The following is a 19,830-nucleotide window of genomic DNA, read 5'->3' as shown; positions in this document are numbered from 1 at the left end:
GCGCACCCCCTCCCAGACCTCCTCCCACAGCTCCTCCAGCGGCGCCGCGGGCGGCGCCGCGAGCGGTCCGGCGGGAGACGAGGCCGCCGCTCCGCCGCGCTGGCGGCCGTGGCGCTTCCGGATGTCGAACGACGTGTGGGGCACCCCGGTCGTCGCCGACGGCCTGCTGTACGTCACCTCCTTCGAGGTCCACGCGCTGGACGTGGCGACGGGGCGGCGGCAGTTCAAGACCCGCGAGGTGGCGTGGTCGATGGCCGTGAGCAACGGCCGGGTCCACGCCTCCGACGGCCCGAGCCTGTACGCCCTGAACGCCCGTGACGGCTCCGACGTCTGGCGGCTGGCGGCCGACGGCTGGGTGTACGCGCTGCGCGCCGACCGCGGCACGGTCGTCACGGGCACCCGGGGCGGCGGCGTACAGGCGTGGGACGCGGCGAGCGGCGAGCGGCTGTGGGAGCTGTCCGGCGCGCAGACCGACTTCGAGACCGCCGAGGCCGGTCCGGTGATACGGGGCGGCTCGGTCTACGTCTGGGGCGACGGGCGGCTGTACGCCCTGGAGGCGCGCACCGGCGCCGAGCAGTGGTCGTATCCGGTCGGCGACTCCTCGGCCACCGGCGGCGTCCCGGTGCGGCTGCTGCCCGCCGACGACGGCGCGGTGTACGTCAGCGCCGGCTCGCGTGTCTTCGCCCTGGACGCGGCCACCGGAGCGGAACGGTGGCGCTTCGACGCGCCCGCCGCGTTCCTGTGCCCGCCGGCCTTCGCGCCGGGCGCGGCGATCGCGGGCGGCGGCGTCTATCTGGCCGACTACCTGGGCACGGTGTACGCGCTGGACGCCGCCAACGGCCACGACCGCTGGCGGATCGCCACCGAGTCCCGCCAGTCGGCCGAGCCGGTGGTGGTGGCCGACGGTCTGGTCCACCTGGGCAGCGGCGGTGCGCTCTACACGCTGGACGCGGTCAGCGGCACCCCCCGCTGGCGCTTCGCGACGGGCGGCGAGATCACCGGCGCCCCGGTGTCGGCGGACGGCCGGGTCCACTTCGGTTCGGCGGACCACTGCCTGTACACGCTGGACGCCGTCGGGGGCCAGCTGCGCTGGAAACTCGCCACGGAGGGCGAGATCACCGGGGCGCCGGTGGTCGCGGGCGGCGTGGTCTTCGCGTGCAGCCGGGACCGCTGCGTATACGCGCTGGACGCGGCCAAGGGGACGGGCCAGGCCCGCGCCTGACCCGTCCCCCGTTCCCGCGTTCCGCGCCGTTCCGCCCGGTCCGTTTTCCGGCGAACCGCCTTGCGCGGGAACCCCATTGGCCGTTCCCTGCGTGAACCCTGGTAGAAAGTCCGGCAGTCAACAGCGAGTGCGTACGCGCACCGAGCGTCCACCGGGGGAGAACGCGCCATGAAGCGCTCTGTGAAGCGCCACCTCAAGCTGATAGCCGTCGTCACCGTCGTGACGCTGGCCCTGTCCGGTTTCAGCCAGGCCCGGAGCGGCGGCGGCAAGGGCGGCGGCGGCCGGGGGAGCAGCAGCAAGAGCGGGGGCGGAGGCGGCGGCTGCGGCAAGGACAGCTCCAGCAGCCGGTCGGGCTACAGCGGCTACCGGAGCACGACGGTCGGCAGCAGCGGTTCCTCCGGGTCCTCCGGTTCCTCGTCCCGCAGGGACGAGCCGGACGCCGAGATCATCTCGTGCGCCAAGGGCAAGAAGGGGACGGTGGTCGAACTCTCCGACGGCGACGCCGGCACCTACACCGTCTACGTGTATCTGGTCGACGACTTCGGGGACACCCTCGACGTCTCCTCCCAGCGCGTCAGCGTGGGGAGGGACCAGACCAAGCGCGTCGAGGTGGAGCCGCGTGACCCGGCCATGGTGGGGGTCGCGGACGACTGCCGCGTCTCCGTGATCGGCTGAGCCGGTCCGGGCGCGGAGAACCCCGGCGGAGGCCGTGTCCCGGTCTCGGGATGGCATGGGCACGACACGTGCGTCGGTGCACCCCGGACAGGGCGTTCCCGTGCGGGAGAGCGGAGCGTGAGGCTCCGTCAACGAGTCGGGGCGGGAACGCGACAGCGTTCCCGCCCCGGCCGATGCCCGGAAGCCTCCTTCCGGGCCCGCCTCAGTTCCCTGCCGGCTGGGAGGGGTAGGGCCCCGGAAGGTGGTTGTCGGCTATAGCCGGTGCGGCTCCGACACCCGCTATCGTCATCGCTACGGCCAGAACGGTGAGGAAACGCTTCATGCAGTTCACGCCAACTCCTTGGAGGCAACCGGGGAGGGGGTAGCTCATGGTTCGCGGAGGCAAAGGTAGCCCCTCAAGCATACGGTTGTGTTCTTCTGTGGTGATTACCCGGTAATCGCTCATGCGCATACGACAGGGACCGGCCACAGCGGCTCCCCCTCAGCGCCGCTGGGACCGGTCCCGTGTTGTCCCCCGTGGTGTGGTGGTCTACTTCGTGTTCTCCTCGGTCACCTGAGACTCCGAGGCGACCTCGCCGCCAGTGGAGTCCTGGGTTGCCGGCGCACCGCTGCCAGGCGACGGGACGTGGTTGTCGAGCTGCGGGCCATCCGTCTTGATCTTCTTACCGGTGTCGCTCATACGGACCAACTCCTGAGTACTGGTGGCGGGGAGGTCCAGGGCACATCCGGCGGCTCCCCCGTGGGCCGCCGGATGTGCCCTCCGGGCCATCGTCCTGACGGTGCAGGGCGTCGGGCCCATCGACCCGCGTGCCCCCCGACGCGGCGGATCGATACGTATGAGCATGCCGGAGAGCGATAAACAATCGATGAACGCCTGCTACCCGGTGCCGGCGTGGGATCCCGATCAATCTATGCGGCGACGGCGGGGGACAGGAGCTTTCGGACCTCGGCCGCATCGGGAGACTTCAACGACTCGAAGATGGCCAGCGCGTCCTGCCAGCAGGCTCGGGCACGGTCTGTCTGCCCCAGGGCGTCCAGTGCGCGGCCAAGTACCATCAGCACGTTTCCGCGCCGCCAGTCCCAGCCGATCACACGCATGGCGAGTGCCTGTTCGGCATGCGTGGCGGCCTGTGCGGGGCGACGTGCCGCCATGTAGGCCTCGGCCATCCGCAGGTGGGTCGCACCTTCCCACATCGGCTGGCGGCTTTCTCTGAAGAGGGACAGAGCCTGGTTGAGTTGGTCCAGGGCCTCGGTGGTGCGCCCGGCACCGGTGAGTGCCATGGCGAGGGCGTAGCGACCGTTGGCGAGCCGCATGGTCATTCCCAGCTTGGCGTATAGAGCCACGCCCTGCTCGGCGAGTCGGATCGCGCTGTCGGTCCGCCCCAGCCCCAGGTGGGTACGGGACAGATTGCACAGGGCACTGGCTTCGCCGTTGAGATCACCGTAGGACCGGAACGCCTCGATCGCCTGATTCAGGTAGACCTCGCCGTCCTCGTACCGGCCGCGGAAGACCGCGATGATTCCACGATCATTGGGCGCGTAGCCGGACACCACCGGATCCCCGGTGGTCCGGGCGAGTTTCATGGCGTGGCGTGCGTTGTCGTCGGCCTGGTCGGAACGGCCTGCCACAGTGTTCACGTGGGTGAGCATGATCTGGGCGCGGCCCTCGGCCCAGGCGTCTCCGGAGATTCTTGCGGCTTCGTGTACGGCGGTGGCGGCCCGTTCGTAGCGCAGTGAGTGGATGCCGGAGTCGGCAAGGTCCTTGGCGACGAGCAGCAGGTCGGCCGCGCGGCGCAGCGTGCCGCCGTCGGCCGACTGCTCCACGCAGGCCAGCAGGCAGTCGGCCTCGGTGAACAGCCAGTCCAGCGCGGCGGCGTGACCGCCGAATTCCAGTCCGGGGTGCTCGGTGGCGGCCAGATGGCTCACGACCTGGTCCCCGGGGCGCTCCAGGGCGAACACCCGGGCGGTGGTGGCCAGGTAGAAGTCCAGCAGCCGGGACTGCGCGGCGGACCGCTCGGAGGCGGGGTCCTCGTCGCGCTCCGCGCAGGTGCGCGCGTACAGGCGCACCAGGTCGTGGTAGCGGTAGCGGCCGGGGGCGGCCGACTCCAGCAGGGAGGTGTCGACCAGGGACTCCAGCAGGTCCTCGGTCTCCTCCGGGGCGCGGTCCAGCATGGCGGCGGCGGCCTGTACGGAGATGTCCGGGCCGTCGGCCAGGCCCAGCAGGCGGAAGGCGCGGGCCTGCTCCGCCTCCAGCTGGCCGTAGCCCAGCTCGAAGGTGGCCTTGACGGCCTGGTCGCCGGCCTGGAGCTCGTCCAGGCGGCGGCGCTCGTCGGCGAGTCTGCGGGCCAGGAAGGAGACCGTCCAGGTGCGGCGGGCGGCCAGGCGGGAGGCGGCGATGCGGATGGCCAGGGGCAGGAAGCCGCAGGCCGCGACGACGTCCATGGCGGCCTCGCGCTCGGCGCCCACCCGGTCGGCGCCGACGATCCTGGTGAACAGCGTCATGGCCTCCTCGGGGCTCATGACGTCCAGGTCCACCAGGTGCGCGCCGGCCAGGTCCACCATCCGCACCCGGCTGGTGATCAGTGCCGCGCAGCCCTCGGTGCCCGGCAGCAGGGGACGCACCTGGGCGGCGTCGCGGGCGTTGTCCGGCAGGGTCAGGATGCGGCGTCCGGCCAGCGTCGAGCGGTACAGGGAGGCCCGCTCCTCCACCCCGTCGGGGATCGCGGAGTCCGGAGTGCCCAGGGCCCGCAGGAACGCGCCCAGGACCGCCTCCGGCTCCGCCGGGGCCGGGCCCGCCCCCTGGAGGTCGACGTAGAGCTGGCCGTCGGGGAAGCGGTCGCGGGCGGCGTGGGCGACGTGCACGGCCAGGGTGGTCTTGCCCACCCCGCCGATGCCCGCGACCGCCGAGACGGCCATGACGCGGCTCTCGGCGGTGACGAGCTGGTCGCCCAGCTCCGAGACGAAAGCGGTGCGGCCGGTGAAGTCCGGCACGGTCGCCGGCAGTTGCGCGGGCCGTACGAAGGTGGCCGTGCCCGGCGGCGCGGACTCCTCTACGGGCTGCGCCAGCTCCTCGTCGGCCCGCAGGATGCGCTGCTGGAGCTCGGCCAGCTCCGGGCGGGGGTCCACCCCCAGCTCCTCGGCCAGCAGCCGCCGGGTGTCGGCGTAGACGGCCAGGGCCTCGGCCTGGCGGCCGCTGCGGTACAGCGCCAGCATCAGCAGCTCGCGCAGCCGCTCGCGCAGCGGGTGCTCGGCGGTCAGGGCGGTCAGCTCGCTGACCGCCTCGGCGTGGGAGCCGAGCTGGAGGTCCAGGTCGAGGCGGTGCTCCAGCAGGGACAGCCGCCACTCCTCCAGCCGGGTCCGCTGGTTCTCCGCGTACGGCCCCGGGAGGTGGGCCAGGGGCTCGCCGTCCCACTGCGCCAGCGCCAGGCCGTACAGCTCGCGCGCCCGGTGGCGGTCGCCGCCGGAGGCGGCCTTCTCCGCCTCCGCGGCGTGGGCGGCGGCCGTGTCCGCGTCGATCTCGGTGCCGGGCCCCAGCCCGATCGCATAACCGCCGGACTCGCTGATCAGGGCCTCGGCGCCGAGCGCCTTGCGCAGCCGGGAGGCGTAGGTGCGCAGTGCGGCCAGGGCGCGCTGCGGCGGCTCCTCGCCCCACAGCGCGTCCACCAGCTCCTGCGCGGTGGCCGTCTGCCCGCCGCGCAGCAGCAGGGCTGCGAGCAGGGCGCGCTGCTGGGGCGAGCCGACGCCGACCGGCTCGCCGTCACGCCAGGCACGCACCGGTCCGAGCACGGCGAAACGCAGCCGGTGACGACCGTTGTCCGGCTGCCGCAGTCGTTCGCGCCCGGTGTGCCCCTCGCCGTCCATGGTGCCCCCTGCGAAGTGTGACGACCCGCAGCGCACAGTGTGCCTTGTCAAGGGTCGGTACGTCAGCCGTGCCCCTGCCTCTCCTCACAGTCACCGCAAACCTGCGACGGAACCGACAGCTGATGCCCCGACAGATGCGGAGATGTCCGGCCACGGTCAAATCCCCCGTTTGCCACGCGGGTTGACGAAGAGTCGGACTACCGGACGTCAAAGGGCCTCCAGCCACAGGGGGTTGGTCATCGCGGCCATAGCGCCCGGCAGCCCCGCGCCGCCGCCCGGGCTCGGGTGGCGCACCTCGGCTCGCACATACGCGGCCAGCGAGGCGGTGGTGCGCCAGAGGACCGTGCCGGAGCCCGAGGCGGGCAGGCGCTCCGAGCGCATCTCGCCCTGGTCGGTCAGCAGCCGCACCGTGCCGTCCGGCACTCCCGACACCTCCAGCCGCACCGCCACCGCGGCGTCCGGCGCGACGCGCAGCCGCTCCCCGATCCCGGCGTGCTCGCCGCGCGGGCCCGTGGCCGACAGTTCCAGGCCGACCTCCGAGGACTCCGCCAGCCAGCTCCGGCCCGCCCGTACGCCCTCCAGCACGGCAACGCGTGACAGGTCCTCGGCGTGGACGACCGTCTGCGGCAGGCCGACGACCTGCGGTTCGCGGTGGGCGTCGCTGTTGCCCATCGCCGGTGTCCACCGCCCGCGCCCGTCCCCGCCTCCCCGGCGGCAGGACTCCACCAGCATGTTGTCCCAGGCGGCCAGGGCCATCTCGTCGTCGGCCGTCCACGGCCCGTTCCACACCTCCACCGCGTCCGCCTCCGCGTAGCCGAACTTCCACTGGCAGCCCACGAAGGGGCAGTTGGGGTGCGCCGGTACGACCAGCCCGCCCGCCCGGTGGATCCTGCGCACATACCGCCCGTACGCGTCGTCGCGTGCCCGGTAGCGCCAGTCGACGAAGGTACCCGGATCGACGCCGAGCGCCAGGTAGTGGCCGTTGCGGGTGGTCACCTCCTCGCCGCACAGGATCAGCAGGTCGTCCCCCCACAGCCCCTCCCAGGCGCCGTGCCCGGAGGTGGTGTTGTGCTCGGTGGTGGCGATGAAGTCCAGCCCGGCGGCCCGCGCCGCCGCCGCGACCTCGGCCGGGGTGCGCCGCCCGTCGGAGTGCACGGTGTGCAGATGGCAGTCGCCCCGGTACCAGGCGCGCCCCCGCCCCCCGGCCCGCTCCGGCGGATACACGGGCCCGGGGGCGCGGCCCTGCTCCCCGTACCGCAGGGTGACGGTGACCTCGTAGTCCATGCCCTGCGGGGCGACGGTGTACGGGCCCAGGACCACGTGCCAGGTGCCCGGCCGCACCGGGCCGGGCAGATACCCCGGCGTCGCCCGCTCGGCGCTGATGGCGAACTCCGTGCGGAAGCCGCCCGACCAGCCCCGGAAACCGCGCCCGCCCGCGGCCGTGCCGCGCTCGTCGAAGATCCCGATGTCCAGGGCGTTGCCCGGTGTGCCGGAGGGCACGGCCGGCCTGTCGTAGGAGTACGAGACGGCCAGCTCCCGCACCCCGCGCGGCACCTGGACGGGCAGGTGGACGAAGTCCGGCGCGCCGTTGGACAGATGGCCGCGGACCGTCCTGCTCTCCTCGCCGCTCCGGCCGCTCTCGTCCGCGTGCGCGAAGCTCACGCCCCGGAGCGTGAGCACGCTCGCCGCCCCCGTGGTGGCGGACAGCCTCAGTACCTCGCGCCGGTCCATGACAGCCCCCGTTCCGCCGCCTCCGATGTGGTTCGGGTCACTCTTCCACGGGTGGGTGACGGACGGGAGAAGGCCTGTGGACAACCCGTCCGACACCGCGTGACGGCGGGCCGCGCCGGCGGGCCGGCGGCGGGAAGGACGAGTGGGGGACACCGGGCGGCACCCCCGCCCGCCTCCCGGCCGGTGCCGGGTGCGCTCGTATGCTCGCACCATGACTTCGTCGAGCGGGCAGGCAGCACCCACCGCACCCACCGCCAACGCCATGCGGCGCGCCCTGCGGCGGGCCCGGGACGGGGTCGCGCTGGACGCGGCCGAGGCCGCCGTACTGCTCCAGGCGCGCGGGGAGGACCTGGCCGACCTGACGGCCTCGGCCGCCCGCGTACGGGACGCGGGACTGGAGGCGGCCGGCCGCCCCGGGGTGATCACCTACTCGCGCAAGGTCTTCGTCCCGCTCACCCGGCTGTGCCGGGACCGCTGCCACTACTGCACCTTCGTCACCGTGCCGGGAAAGCTGCGCCGCGAGGGCCACGGCCCCTACCTCTCCCCGGACGAGGTGCTGGAGATCGCCCGCCGGGGAGCGGCGATGGGCTGCAAGGAGGCGCTGTTCACCCTCGGCGACCGGCCCGAGGACCGCTGGCCCGAGGCCCGCGAGTGGCTGGACGCGCACGGCTACGACGACACCCTCGCCTATGTGCGCGCCATGGCCATCCGGGTGCTGGAGGAGACCGGCCTGCTGCCGCACCTCAACCCCGGGGTGCTGACGTGGACGGACTTCCAGCGCCTCAAGCCCGTCGCCCCGTCGATGGGCATGATGCTGGAGACCACCGCCACCCGGCTGTGGTCCGAGCCCGGCGGCCCCCACCACGGCTCGCCCGACAAGGAGCCGGCCGTCCGGCTGCGGGTGCTTCAGGACGCGGGGCGCTCGTCCGTCCCCTTCACCACCGGCATCCTCATCGGCATCGGCGAGACGTACGCCGAGCGCGCCGAGTCGCTGTTCGCGATCCGCCGCGTCCAGCGGGCGTACCAGGGCGTCCAGGAAGTCATCGTGCAGAACTTCCGCGCCAAGCCCGGCACCGCCATGGGCGGCATGCCCGACGCCGAACTGGAGGAACTGGCCGCCGCCGTGGCCGTCGCCCGCCACGTCCTCGGCCCGGCCGCCCGCATCCAGGCCCCGCCGAACCTGGTGGACTCCCAGTACGCCCTGATGATCGGCGCCGGGATCGACGACTGGGGCGGCGTCTCCCCGCTCACCCCCGACCACGTCAACCCCGAGCGCCCCTGGCCCCAGATCGACGAACTCGCCGGGCACACCCGCGCGGCCGGCTTCGAGCTGCGCGAACGCCTCACCGTCTACCCGGAGTTCGTCCGACGCGGCGAGCCCTGGCTCGACCCGAGGCTGCTGCCCCACGTCACCGCCCTGGCCGACCCGGACACCGGCCTGGCCCGCGAGGACGCCGCCGTCACCGGCCGCCCCTGGCAGGAGCCCGACGAGGCGTTCACCGCCACCTCCGCCGGCCGCACCGACCTGCACCGCACCATCGACACCACCGGCCGCACCGCCGACCGCCGCGCCGACTTCGACGAGGTCTACGGGGACTGGGAGGCGCTGCGCGAGAGCGCCGCGCCCGGCATGGCGCCGGAGCGGATCGACACCGACGTACGCGCGGCGCTCGCCACCGCCGCCGACGACCCCACCCGCCTCACCGACGACCAGGCCCTTGCGCTGCTCCACGCCGACGGTCCGGCCCTGGACGCGGTGTGCCGCATCGCCGACGACGTGCGCCGCGACACCGTCGGCGACGAGGTGACGTACATCGTCACGCGCAACGTCAACTTCACCAACGTCTGCTACACCGGCTGCCGCTTCTGCGCCTTCGCCCAGCGCCGCACCGACGCCGACGCCTACACCCTCTCCCTGGACCAGGTCGCCGACCGGGCGGCGCAGGCGTGGGAGGTCGGCGCGGTCGAGGTCTGCATGCAGGGCGGCATCCACCCGGACCTGCCCGGCACCGCCTACTTCGACATCGCGCGGGCGGTGAAGGAGCGCGTGCCGGGCATCCATGTGCACGCCTTCTCCCCGATGGAGGTCGTCAACGGCGCCACCCGCACCGGCATGTCGATCCGAGACTGGCTGGCGGCGGCCAAGGAGGCCGGGCTCGGCTCCATCCCCGGCACGGCCGCCGAGATCCTCGACGACGAGGTGCGCTGGATCCTCACCAAGGGCAAGCTGCCGGCCGCCACCTGGGTCGAGGTGGTCACCACCGCGCACGAGCTGGGCCTGCCGTCGTCCTCGACGATGATGTACGGGCACGTGGACCGGCCCCGGCACTGGCTGGGCCATCTGCGGCTGCTGGCTCGGATCCAGCAGCGCACCGGCGGCTTCACCGAGTTCGTGACGCTGCCGTTCGTCCACACCAACGCCCCGGTCTACCTCGCCGGCATCGCCCGCCCCGGGCCGACGGTGCGCGACAACCGCGCGGTGACGGCCATGGCCCGCCTGCTGCTGCACCCGCACATCACCAACATCCAGACCAGCTGGGTCAAGCTGGGCGCCGAGGGCGCGGCCGAGATGCTGCGCTCGGGCGCCAACGACCTGGGCGGCACGCTGATGGAGGAGACCATCTCCCGGATGGCCGGCTCCTCCTACGGCTCCTACAAGTCCGTCCGGGACCTGATCGCCATCGCCGAGGCCGCCGGACGCCCGGCCCGCCCCCGCACCACCACCTACGGCGAGGTCCCCGCCGAGCGCGTACGGGCCGCCGAGGCGTCCGGCGGGCGCCTGCCGGAGCTGCTGCCGGTGCTGGAGGACTGAGGGCCGGGGCACGCCCGGACCCTCGCGGCCCGTCCGGCCGGGACGGCCGGACGGACGGGCGCGGGGCGACTTCCGGCCGTCTTCCCGGGATCTCCGGCCCCCGTCCACCTCCGGGCCGCCTCCGCCCGCGCACCGTCGTTTAAAGTGCGGTCCGAACCGGCGGGAACGGCCCACGGGACACGGCACACGGGAACGGACCGGAGCGGACGAGAGCCGAGGGGCGAACGGGAGGGGACGGCACGGTGACCGCGACACCTGGCGGCGGTATCTGGGGCCGCACCGAGCAGCAGGACTTCCGCAGCCGGGTACGCGGCTGCCTGCTCGGCGGCGCGATCGGCGACGCGCTCGGCGCGGGAGTCGAGTTCGACTCGCTCGACGCCATCCGGGCCGCCCACGGCCCCCAGGGGGTGACGGACTACGTGCCCGCCTACGGGCGGCGCGGCGCCATCACCGACGACACGCAGATGACCCTGTTCACCGTGGACGGCCTGATCCGCGCCCACGTCCGGCGCGACACCGGGGCCTGGCACCCGCCGACCGACGTGCACGCCGCCTACCTGCGCTGGGCCGCCACCCAGCGCGACTGGGGGCCCGACGAGCGCCGCACCGAGGACGGCTGGCTGGCCCGCCAGGAGTGGCTGTACTCGCGGCGCGCCCCCGGCCGCGCCTGCCTGACCGGGCTGGCCGACAGCCGGATGGGCACACTGGAGGCACCGAAGAACCCCGACTCCAAGGGCTGCGGCACCGTCATGCGCTCCGCGCCCTTCGGCCTGCTCGTCGGCTGGGAGCCGCAGCTCGTCTTCCAGCTCGCCGCCGAGTGCGCCGCCCAGACCCACGGCCACCCCACCGGCTACCTGGCGGCGGGCGCCTTCGCCGTCATCGTCCACGCCGTCGCCCGCGGCGAGAGCCTGGACGCCGCGGTGCAGCGGGCCCTGGCCCATCTGGCGGCCCACCCCGGCCACGAGGAGACCACCGACGCCCTCAAGCACGCGCTCGGCGCCGTACGCCAGGGCCTGCCGACCGCGGAGCGCGTGGAGTCGCTGGGGGAGGGCTGGACGGGGGAGGAGGCGCTGGCGATGGGCGTGTACTGCGCGCTGGTGGCCGAGGACGTGCGCCACGGCCTGCTGCTGGCGGTCAACCACGGCGGCGACTCCGACTCCACCGGCTCGGTCTGTGGCAACCTGCTGGGCGTGATGCACGGGGAGACCGCCCTGCCGCCGAACTGGGTCGCCGAACTGGAGGGCCGCGCCACCATCCTGGAGCTGGCCGACGACTTCGCCATGGAGATGACCCAGGGGCCGGCGCTCCACAGCCCGGCCACCCCGGCCGGTTCGCCGGGCTGGCTGACCCGCTACCCGCGCGCCTGACGGGGCCGGGCCCCGCACGCGGGGCCCGGGAAGCACCGAACCCCCTCGGCCGGGACGGCGAACCAGTCGAGAGGGCTTCGGCGCGGTGCCGCGCGGTACGGCGAGGCACGGCGCCGCCGTGGTGCGGCGTGCGGGGGGCGGTCAGCGCCGGGCGAGCGAACCCTGGCCGAGGGCTCCCACGAACGCCGTCCACGAACCGGGGACGAAGTCCAGCGACGGTCCCTGCGGAACCTTGGAGTCGCGCACGGCGACCGCCCGCGGCTCGGGGGACCGCACCTCCACGCACGCCCCGTTCCCGGCGGAGTGGCTGGACTTGGTCCACCTGTCGGTCATGCCCTGTCGGATTGCCATGTCTGCTCCGTTTTCTCCCAGACGGTGAAAATCGCCGGTTGGGCCCGGCGTGCGGCAGACGGTACCCCCCAACTGAGGCCTCCATTAACGCCGTTCACTCGACCGGATGGCATATTCCAAACAGCTCTTCACATCGACGCGCCACCAGGTGTAACTTGCTGCGCCGCCCGTGTGCCGTCCCCGCGCCATCGGTGCGTCACCGGTGCGCCGGCCTCAGCCCCGGATGTACTCCTTGGCGATGTCCTCGACGAACTCCCGGCTCTGCTCGACGTTGAGCGCCTGCGCCCTCAGGTGCTCGTACATCACGCTGTAGCTGTGCACGTCGCCGGCCTTCTCCAGGTAGAGGTCGCTGGTGACGCCCTCCAGGTAGACCACCGTCGAGTCCGCCGCGTCCGGGAACTCCAGGATCGCGTACTGGCCGTTGAGCCCGGGGTGCGCGCCCATCTCGAAGGGCAGCACCTGCACCGTCACATGGGGCAGCCGGGAGAGCTCCAGCAGATGCTCCAACTGGTCCCGCATGATCTGCTTCCCGCCGACCACCCGGCGCAGCGCGGCCTCGTCGATCACCGCCCACAGACGCAGCGGGCTCTTGCGGTCGTGGATGCGCTCCTGCCGGCGCAGCCGCACCTGCACCCGCTTCTCCACGTCCTCCGCCGACGCCTCGGGCAGCGCGCCCGCGACGACGGCCTCCGCGTACTGGGGGGTCTGCAGCAGCCCCGGCATGACCTGCGGCTCGTACACGCGCAGGGACGCCGCGTCCGTCTCCAGGCCGATGTACACGCTGTACGGGATGTCGCCGAACGCGTGCCACCAGCCCTGCTGTCTGGACTCCTTGGCCATCTGCATCAGCGAGTCGACTATCCGCTGGTCGTCGACCTCGTAGACGCCGCACAGATCGCGGACGTCGCGCTGGCTGATGCTGCGGCGTCCGTTCTCCAGCCGGCTGATCTTGGACTGGGAGACCAGCAGCCGGTCGGCCACCTCCTCGGCCGTCATGCCTCTCTGCTCACGGAGCCGGCGCAGCTCCTGACCCAGCCGGCGCCGCCTGACGGTGGGATTGACACTGGATGCCACGGTGCGCACACCTCCGCTTACGCCAATAAGACCGCTCCTGGAGCAGATTGCCACCAATGGCCGCGTCCGCGCTGGAAAACCGCCACACAGGGTGTGCACGCGCACGCGCGGGGTGGCGGCCCGCACTCCGGGGTCGGAGTACGGGCCGCCACCCCGCGCTACGCGGCCGACGGGTCGGATTTCGGCCGAGTTCGGGAAATCCGCCGGGTGTCCGCCGGGTGCCTTCCGAACGCCCGCCGGTGGGGGCGCGGCAGGGTCAGCGGGCGCCCGCGCGGGCCATCCCGCCCCGCCGTGCCTGTCCGGCGAGCGGCTGCGGCGAGGCGGACCGCGCCGCGGCCCGTCCGCCTCCCGGCCCGCCCGCGCCCCTGCCGGGAGCGGTGCGCCGGGGCTGTGCGGCCACGCCGTTCTGCACGTCCATCACGGCGTGCGCGACGAGACCGCCCATCGGGTCGTGCCTGATCAGATCCCTCAGCCGGGAACGGGATGACCGTCCCTCGTTGCCGGGGTAGAGGTGCTTGCCGAGGCCGACCGCATGGGCCAGCGCGGCGAGTGCCGCGGTCCGCGGGTCCGGCGGTACGCCGGTGCGGATCGCGTTGTCGAGCCGGGCCCTGATCTCCCGGCTCACGGCCGTGTCCGTCGCCTGGTAGCGAGTCGTCGGCAACACCCCGCACATCTGGCTGGATACGGCATGGACCATGCCGCAGCGCTCCAGGTGTGTGAGATAGGTTTGGCGCAGCCCGAGTCTGGGCCCGCCGATCCAGTGGACCGCGCGGACGGGGCTGCCGCGTCTGCGCAGCAGCTCCAGCGCGGAGTCCAGGGTTGGATCTCCGGTCGGCCGTGGCAGCACCACGGCTATGCGATCCCCGTCAGGGGCTATCCGTCCTGCGAGAGCCAGCTCCACGAGCTGGGCCCCGGCCAGGCCGAGGTCGAGCGACTGCGGCTGCGCCGTGGTACCCGTGGCCGGGTCCAGGGCCAGCAGCAGAAGCTCCTCCGGAATTGTTCTGCGGCTCCTGCCCATCCATGCCTCCCCGCGTGGATGCATGACAGGGTGACCCCTCTCACAGAGGTCTGTCGAGAGCGCCTGGGCGCTTTGTCATGGAACCAGTAGGTATGTCGTTACCGTCTGGCAATTTAGCGGGCCCTCACGGCCGCGAAACAGGGCCGGAGTGCCGGGGGAGGACCGGCGTTCAGGACACTGTTTACTGATATGACGAGTGGCGACACCAAGCGGGAGGCATAGGTGGCGGGCAAGTCCCCCGACAGTTCGGAACGGCAGACTTCGTTGGGGGAGACGACCGGAGAGGCCAAAACGGTTCCCGAGCGGGCGCGTGACCCCCGCGTGGCGCTGTACGAGGCGCCCGGGGACGAGGCCGGGACCGGTGGCGAGGAACCCTCGCCGAACGGCGACGGTCCGGTGGGAGCGGCCGGGAAGGCCGGTTCCGCCGAGGGCGGCGACACGGCGAAGCCGGCGGTCCGGGAGCCGGAGACGCAGGAGCCGGAGGAGACCGGGAAGCCGGAGACCGCCGGTGAGGACGCGTCCGCCGGTGGGGAGTCCGGGACCGGGCCGGTGGACCGGGCGACGGCGGTGTTCCGGGCTCCCGAGGACAGGAGCCGGGACAAGGCCGAGACCGATGGGACCGGCGAGGACGCCGGGGCCGACGAGACCGACGAGGACGCCGAAGAGGAAGCGGGGACCGACGGAAGCGGGGCTTCCCAGGACGCCGACGACACCGCCGGCACCGACGATGCCGAGGAGGCCGAGGAGGCCGAGGAGGCCGGGGAGGCGGACGGCGGCACCGACTCCGCTGAGGACCGCGACCCCGCCGAGGACGGGGGAGCCGGGGCCCGGCCGGTGGACCAGGCGACGGCGGTGTTCCGGGCTCCCGGGGACAGGGCCACCGGGAGCAAGGCCGAGGAGAAGGCCGGGGACGACGAGGGCGGTGAGGAGGCCGGGGCCGACCGGCCGGTCGACCAGCCCACCGCGATGTTCCGGGTGCGCCCGGAAAGCGCCTCCGAGGAGCCTGGTCCGAAGGGCCCGGGGAAGGCCGGGGAACCGGAGAAGGACCAGGAGCCGGAGAAGGACCAGGAGCCGGAGAAGGCCGGAGCCTCCGCGAAGGCCGGGGAGCCGGCGGAGAGCGACGTCGAGCGGACGAGCCGCTTCGTACCGCTGCGCTCCGCCGACGCCCCCCGCGTGCCCCCGGCCGTCGTGTCTCCCGAGCAGCCGCCGCACACGCCGGGCCCCGAGCTGCCGGAGGCCGAGCGGACCAGGCAGCAGCCGCTGCCGCCGCACAGGCCGCTTGAGCTGCTGGCCGAGCTGACGAACAAGCCCGCCCCGCCCGAGACCCCGGTGCGGGTCGCCCTGCGGCGGATCAAGATCTGGTCGCCGCTGGTCCTGCTGCTGGTGATCGTTCTGGCGGTCGCGCAGCTCATGCGCCCGCTGCCCGCCCCGGAGCTGGTGCTCACCGCCTCCGCCACCCACACCTTCGAGGGCGACAGGCCCGCCCTGGAATGGCCTTCCGAGGGCCAGGCCGTCCTGGAGGTGGAGGGGCTCGGTTCCCTCGGCTCGTACGGCGAGGAGAAGCCGGTTCCGATAGCCAGCGTGGCGAAGGTGATGACCGCCTACGTCATCCTGCGCGACCACCCGCTCAAGGCGGGCGAGGAGGGGCCGAGGATCCCGGTCGACGCGCAGGCCGAGAAGGACGCGGGGCTCAGCGCCCAGGGCGAGTCGACCGTCGAGGTGGAGGAGGGTGAGGAGATAACCCTCAACGAGGCCCTCCACGCCCTGATGATCGCCTCCGCCAACAACGTGGCCCGGCTGCTGGCCCGCTGGGACTCCGGCGGCTCGGAGAAGGCGTTCGTGGAGAAGATGAACGCCGCCGCCGAGGAGCTCGGGATGGAGAACACCACCTACACCGACGCCAGCGGGCTGCGCGAGGACACCGTCAGCACGGCCGCCGACCAGGTCAAGCTCGGCAAGAAGGTCATGGACTACGAGGTGTTCCGGGAGATCGTCAAGAAGCCCTCGTACGAGGACCGCAACGGTGTCGGCCACCGCAACTGGAACGGGCTCGTCCCGTACAACGGCGCGGTCGGCATCAAGACCGGTACGACCACCGCGGCCGGCGGCAACCTGCTGTTCGCGGGCGAGAAGGAGGTCGGCGGCACCACGCAGCTGATCGTCGGCGCGATGCTGGGGCAGCACAAGCCGCCGATCATCGACACGGTGATCGCCGAGAGCCGCGAGCTGCTGGTCTCCGCGCAGGAGGTCCTGAAGTCGGAGAAGATCGTCGCCAAGGGCGACGTGGTGGGCTACGTGGACGACGGCCTCGGCGGCCGTACGCAGCTGATCGCGACCGAGGACGTCTCGGCGGTCGGCTGGTCCGGTCTGGAGGTGGAGCTGGCCCTGACCGACGGCGGCAAGGGCGTGCCGCACACGGCGGCCCCGGGCGACACCGTCGGCACCCTGACCGTCGGCAGCGGGCCGGGCCAGGTGAAGGTCCCGGTGGCCGTCCGGGGCGAGCTGGCCGAACCGGACCTGGGCACGAGGCTGACCCGCGTCCTGTGACGCGCGGGCCGCAGGGCCCGTACGCGGGGCGCGGTACGGACGGAAGGCGCCGTCCGTACCGCGCCCCGCGCGCGTCCGGCGGGCCCGCCGTTACCCAGCCGTGCCCCCGGCCGGCACATGGCCGGGCCCGCGGCGGTAATCCTCAAGGCCATGGCGAAGACGTGGTGGTCCGTCGTGCGGGGCGTGGCCAAGGAGTTTTTCGAGGACGAGATCCCTGACCGGGCGGCGACCCTCACCTACTACGGCGTGCTGTCGATCTTCCCCGCCCTGCTGCTGCTCGTCTCGCTGCTCGGCGCGGTCGGCGAGACGGCGACCCAGTACATCCTGGAGAACCTCCGGCAACTCGCCCCCGGCCCGGCCCGCGAGATCCTGAGCGACACGGTGGGCGAGATCCGGCGCGGCAGCGGCGGCGGCCTCGTGGCGGCCGTCAGCCTGCTGGGCGCGGTGTGGGCCTCCTCCGGCTACGTCGCGGCGTTCATCCGCGCGGCCAACCGCGTCCTCGACATCCCCGAGGGCCGCCCGGTGTGGAAGCTCACGCCGCTGCGGATCGGCGTGACGCTGGTGCTGATGGTGCTGCTCGCCGTCAGCGTGATGATCGTGGTCTTCACCGGCGGGCTGGCCGAGCAGGCCGGGAAGGCCGTCGGCATGGGCGACCAGGCGCTGCTGGTGTGGTCGGTCGCCAAGTGGCCGGTGCTGGTGCTGCTGGTCGCGGCGATGATCAGCATCCTGTACTGGTCGGCCCCCAACGCCCGGCTGAGGGGCCTGCGCATGGCGCCGGGCAGCGTGGTGGCCGTGCTGCTGTGGCTGGCCGCCTCGGCGGGTTTCGCGGTCTACACGGCGAACTTCGGCTCGTACAACAAGACCTATGGCACCCTCGCCGGCGCCGTGGTCTTCCTCGTCTGGCTGTGGCTGTCGAACCTGGCCATCCTGCTCGGCCTGGAACTGGACGCCGAACTGGCCCGCCGGCGGGCGTACGCGGACGGGCTGCCGAAGGGGGAGGAGCCGTACGTGGAGCCGCGCGACACCGCCAAGTGGCCGCGTTCGCTGCGGCTGCGGCTGTGGCGCCTCAGGTGGCTCAGGCGGCAGCGGCGCGGGGACGGGCCCGCCCGCACCGCCGCGGAGCGGGAGCCGGGCCCGGGCCGGGCCCCGGAACCGGACTCGGGCTCGGACCCGGACGCCTCACGCGGCCATACGCTCGACAAGGCGGCGGACTGACGCAGGCGTCCGCGGGTCGTGGCGCGGCACCTGCCGCTGCCGCGGCGCCTGCCGCCGCCGCAGCACCACGGCGGCCACGGCCAGGGCGAGTACGGCCCCGCCCGCCACGGCCAGCGGCACGGCGTTGCGCCGGCCCGCCCGTACGGCACCCGAGGCCTTGCGCTGCGCCAGGGCCTTGACGTCGGCCTTGGCCGCCAGCTCCTCGATGGTGTCGCCCAGCTCCCGGCGCGTACGGTCGATCCGCTCGCGCAGCTCGGCGGGGGTCTCCGGGTCGGCGGGGATGCCCGGGGTGTCCGGGACCCGCGCTTCCCTGGTGTCCCTCGAAACGCTCATCGCCGCACCCTTCCCCTGATCTCGTCCAGGTCGTCGTGCACGCCCCGCAGCGCCCGTTCGGGCTTGGCGGGCGTCGCCCTGCGCATCTGCTGCCGCCCCAGGGCCGCCAGCACCCCGGCGACGAGGAACAGCACCGCCATGATCACCAGGGCGGACAGCCACACCGGCCACACCACGGACAGACCGGCGATCGCGGCCGTCACACCGGCGCCCACCGCGTACAGCGCGACCACCCCGGCGCCGCCGAGCATGCCGCCGCCCATTCCGGCCCGCTTGCCCTTCTCGGCCATCTCCATCTTGGCGAGCTGCAGCTCCTCCTTCATGAGCTGCGACATCTGCGCGGTGGCCCGCGCCACCAGCTCGCCGACGGAGTGCTCCTCTCCCGGGCCGTGCCCGCGCCTGTGTCCGTCCATCCGCTGCATCGTGCTCATCGTCGTCGCGCTCCCCTCATGGGTCAGCACTCCGAGTACCTCCGCTCACCGCCCGCTAACCCGGCCTCACCCGTTCGTCGGCGGGCGGGAGCGGCCGCTACAGCCGCTTGGCGCTGCGCAGGGCCTTGGCGTAGTAGCCGTTGCCGTCGAGCCGGGAGGTGCCGCCCTTGTCGCCGATGGTCGGCCCGTTGACCTCCTCCCTGCTGGAGATGAAGATCTTGTGGCCGTCGGTGTCGTGCCCGAGGTAGATGCCGACGTGGTCCAGACGCTCCTTGGTGCGGGCGTCCAGCCAGAAGAACACCAGATCGCCCGGCTGGAGGACGTCGATGGAGGCCGGCCGCCGGTACTCCGGCCCCTCCCCGGTGAGGGGGATGACGTCCGTGCCCAGGTCGGAGCGGGCCATGCCGTTGGCGGTGCGGGGCAGGCCGTCGCCCTTGCTGTCGAGCGCGCGCAGGGGGTAGCGGGCGCGGTACCCGAAGACGGTGCGGATGAAGCCGGAGCAGTCCATCGCCCGGTACCGCGCGGATTCCGGCTGGATCGTGGTGCCGTCCCGGAAGGTGTAGGGGATGCCGAGGTAGTCGTAGAAGTCGGACTGCTCGAGCCGGTAGTCGGCGCCCTCCGAACCCTCCGGGTTGATCGGGCCGAAGTCGGCGTCGCCCGCGTAGGGGACGCCCTCGTCGTCCTTCTTCACCGGGGCCTGGTCGACGTACTGGAAGGCCATCGCGAAGAGGTCGTCCTCCTCACTGCCGAAGTACTCCTTGAACCAGTCCTTGAACCACTTCTCCTTCTCGGCCCCCTTCTTCCAGTGCTCCGGCATCAGCCGCACCCAGTTCTCGGTCACGACCCGGGAAGCGGTGTTGGCCGGCTCGGTGAAGGTGCGGCTGGGGCCGGTGAGGGTGGCGGTGCGGGAACCGTCGGTGAAGGTGGCCAGCACCTGCCCCTGCTCGCCGCGCAGGACGGAGCGGTCGGGGTTCTTCAGCCGCTCCCAGGTCTGCTCGCCGGTCTGCGTGGCGGCACCCGACTTCACCAGCGGGGTGTCGGTGACCGCCTGGACGGCAGGGGCCTTGGCCTGTTCCTCCTTGCGGAGTTCCACGGTCAGGTACGTGCTGCCCGCCAGCAGGGCGATGATCGTCGCGGCGTGCAGGACGGGACGGGACCCGCGCTTGGTCTTGGCACTCATCAGGTCAGCTCCG

15 protein-coding genes are annotated in these 19,830 nt (G+C 73.2%); 6 read left to right on the top strand and 9 right to left on the bottom strand.

The genetic code is table 11. From position 1 onward, the window contains the following. A partial coding sequence (locus tag L7D48_RS03660; RefSeq protein WP_237877304.1) for a PQQ-binding-like beta-propeller repeat protein occupies nucleotides 1–1,222 on the top strand: 1,222 nt, incomplete at its 5' end. Nucleotides 1,223–1,390: 168 nt separating this feature from the next. Beyond that, nucleotides 1,391–1,897 (top strand): hypothetical protein, encoded by a 507-nt coding sequence (locus L7D48_RS03655; RefSeq protein WP_237877303.1) that lies wholly within the window; start codon nucleotides 1,391–1,393, stop codon nucleotides 1,895–1,897. Between the two features lie 529 nt (nucleotides 1,898–2,426). On the opposite strand, the gene L7D48_RS03650 is transcribed toward L7D48_RS03655, so the two are convergent. The 3 genes from L7D48_RS03650 to L7D48_RS03640 all read right to left on the bottom strand — a co-directional run bounded on the left by L7D48_RS03650 (nucleotide 2,427) and on the right by L7D48_RS03640 (nucleotide 7,489). Beyond that, nucleotides 2,427–2,576, bottom strand: coding sequence for a hypothetical protein (locus L7D48_RS03650; RefSeq protein ID WP_237877301.1), 150 nt, complete (start codon nucleotides 2,574–2,576; stop codon nucleotides 2,427–2,429). Nucleotides 2,577–2,806: 230 nt separating this feature from the next. Further along, the gene (locus L7D48_RS03645) at nucleotides 2,807–5,758 is read right to left on the bottom strand and encodes a BTAD domain-containing putative transcriptional regulator (protein WP_237877299.1); all 2,952 of its coding nucleotides are present in this window, start codon (nucleotides 5,756–5,758) and stop codon (nucleotides 2,807–2,809) included. Between the two features lie 207 nt (nucleotides 5,759–5,965). Further along, nucleotides 5,966–7,489: a CehA/McbA family metallohydrolase gene (locus L7D48_RS03640; RefSeq protein ID WP_237877296.1), complete on the bottom strand. Its 1,524-nt coding sequence runs from the start codon at nucleotides 7,487–7,489 to the stop codon at nucleotides 5,966–5,968. Nucleotides 7,490–7,700: 211 nt separating this feature from the next. Between L7D48_RS03640 and L7D48_RS03635 the strand changes: the two genes are divergently transcribed. Beyond that, the gene (locus L7D48_RS03635; protein ID WP_237877294.1) at nucleotides 7,701–10,301 is read left to right on the top strand and encodes a bifunctional FO biosynthesis protein CofGH; all 2,601 of its coding nucleotides are present in this window, start codon (nucleotides 7,701–7,703) and stop codon (nucleotides 10,299–10,301) included. Between the two features lie 242 nt (nucleotides 10,302–10,543). Next, complete coding sequence (locus L7D48_RS03630) at nucleotides 10,544–11,668, top strand: ADP-ribosylglycohydrolase family protein (protein WP_237877292.1); 1,125 nt, start codon at nucleotides 10,544–10,546, stop codon at nucleotides 11,666–11,668. A 141-nt stretch (nucleotides 11,669–11,809) separates the two neighbouring features. On the opposite strand, the gene L7D48_RS03625 is transcribed toward L7D48_RS03630, so the two are convergent. The 3 genes from L7D48_RS03625 to L7D48_RS03615 all read right to left on the bottom strand — a co-directional run bounded on the left by L7D48_RS03625 (nucleotide 11,810) and on the right by L7D48_RS03615 (nucleotide 14,111). Beyond that, entirely contained in the window at nucleotides 11,810–12,019 is a 210-nt protein-coding gene (locus L7D48_RS03625; protein ID WP_206346953.1) for a DUF397 domain-containing protein, read from the bottom strand. 213 nt (nucleotides 12,020–12,232) lie between these two features. Further along, nucleotides 12,233–13,093: a helix-turn-helix transcriptional regulator gene (locus L7D48_RS03620; RefSeq protein WP_237877290.1), complete on the bottom strand. Its 861-nt coding sequence runs from the start codon at nucleotides 13,091–13,093 to the stop codon at nucleotides 12,233–12,235. 256 nt (nucleotides 13,094–13,349) lie between these two features. Continuing rightward, nucleotides 13,350–14,111 carry a GPP34 family phosphoprotein gene (locus tag L7D48_RS03615; RefSeq protein ID WP_237877288.1) on the bottom strand — a complete coding sequence of 254 codons (762 nt, stop codon included), beginning with the start codon at nucleotides 14,109–14,111 and terminating at the stop codon, nucleotides 13,350–13,352. Nucleotides 14,112–14,432: 321 nt separating this feature from the next. Between L7D48_RS03615 and L7D48_RS03610 the strand changes: the two genes are divergently transcribed. Further along, complete coding sequence (locus tag L7D48_RS03610) at nucleotides 14,433–16,658, top strand: serine hydrolase (RefSeq protein ID WP_308312212.1); 2,226 nt, start codon at nucleotides 14,433–14,435, stop codon at nucleotides 16,656–16,658. Between the two features lie 150 nt (nucleotides 16,659–16,808). Next, complete coding sequence (locus L7D48_RS03605; RefSeq protein ID WP_237877285.1) at nucleotides 16,809–17,873, top strand: YihY/virulence factor BrkB family protein; 1,065 nt, start codon at nucleotides 16,809–16,811, stop codon at nucleotides 17,871–17,873. Here L7D48_RS03605 and L7D48_RS03600 read toward each other — a convergent pair. The 3 genes from L7D48_RS03600 to L7D48_RS03590 form a co-directional block, all read right to left on the bottom strand. Beyond that, the gene (locus tag L7D48_RS03600; RefSeq protein ID WP_237877282.1) at nucleotides 17,838–18,206 is read right to left on the bottom strand and encodes a DUF3618 domain-containing protein; all 369 of its coding nucleotides are present in this window, start codon (nucleotides 18,204–18,206) and stop codon (nucleotides 17,838–17,840) included. The two genes, L7D48_RS03605 and L7D48_RS03600, sit on opposite strands and share 36 nt — an antisense overlap. Next, on the bottom strand, nucleotides 18,203–18,637 hold the full coding sequence (locus L7D48_RS03595; RefSeq protein ID WP_237877280.1) for a phage holin family protein: 435 nt from the start codon (nucleotides 18,635–18,637) through the stop codon (nucleotides 18,203–18,205). Before L7D48_RS03595 ends, L7D48_RS03600 begins: the two co-directional genes overlap by 4 nt. A 97-nt stretch (nucleotides 18,638–18,734) precedes the next feature. Next, nucleotides 18,735–19,817: a C40 family peptidase gene (locus L7D48_RS03590; protein WP_237877278.1), complete on the bottom strand. Its 1,083-nt coding sequence runs from the start codon at nucleotides 19,815–19,817 to the stop codon at nucleotides 18,735–18,737. Between the last annotated feature and the right edge of the window lie 13 nt (nucleotides 19,818–19,830).

The sequence above is a fragment of the Streptomyces sp. ICN903 genome (assembly GCF_022015835.1).
In the GTDB taxonomy this organism is placed as follows: Bacteria; Actinomycetota; Actinomycetes; order Streptomycetales; family Streptomycetaceae; genus Streptomyces; species Streptomyces fenghuangensis.
The sequence above is the reverse complement of the archived record's forward strand: the minus strand, read 5'-3'. Positions and strand labels throughout refer to the sequence as shown.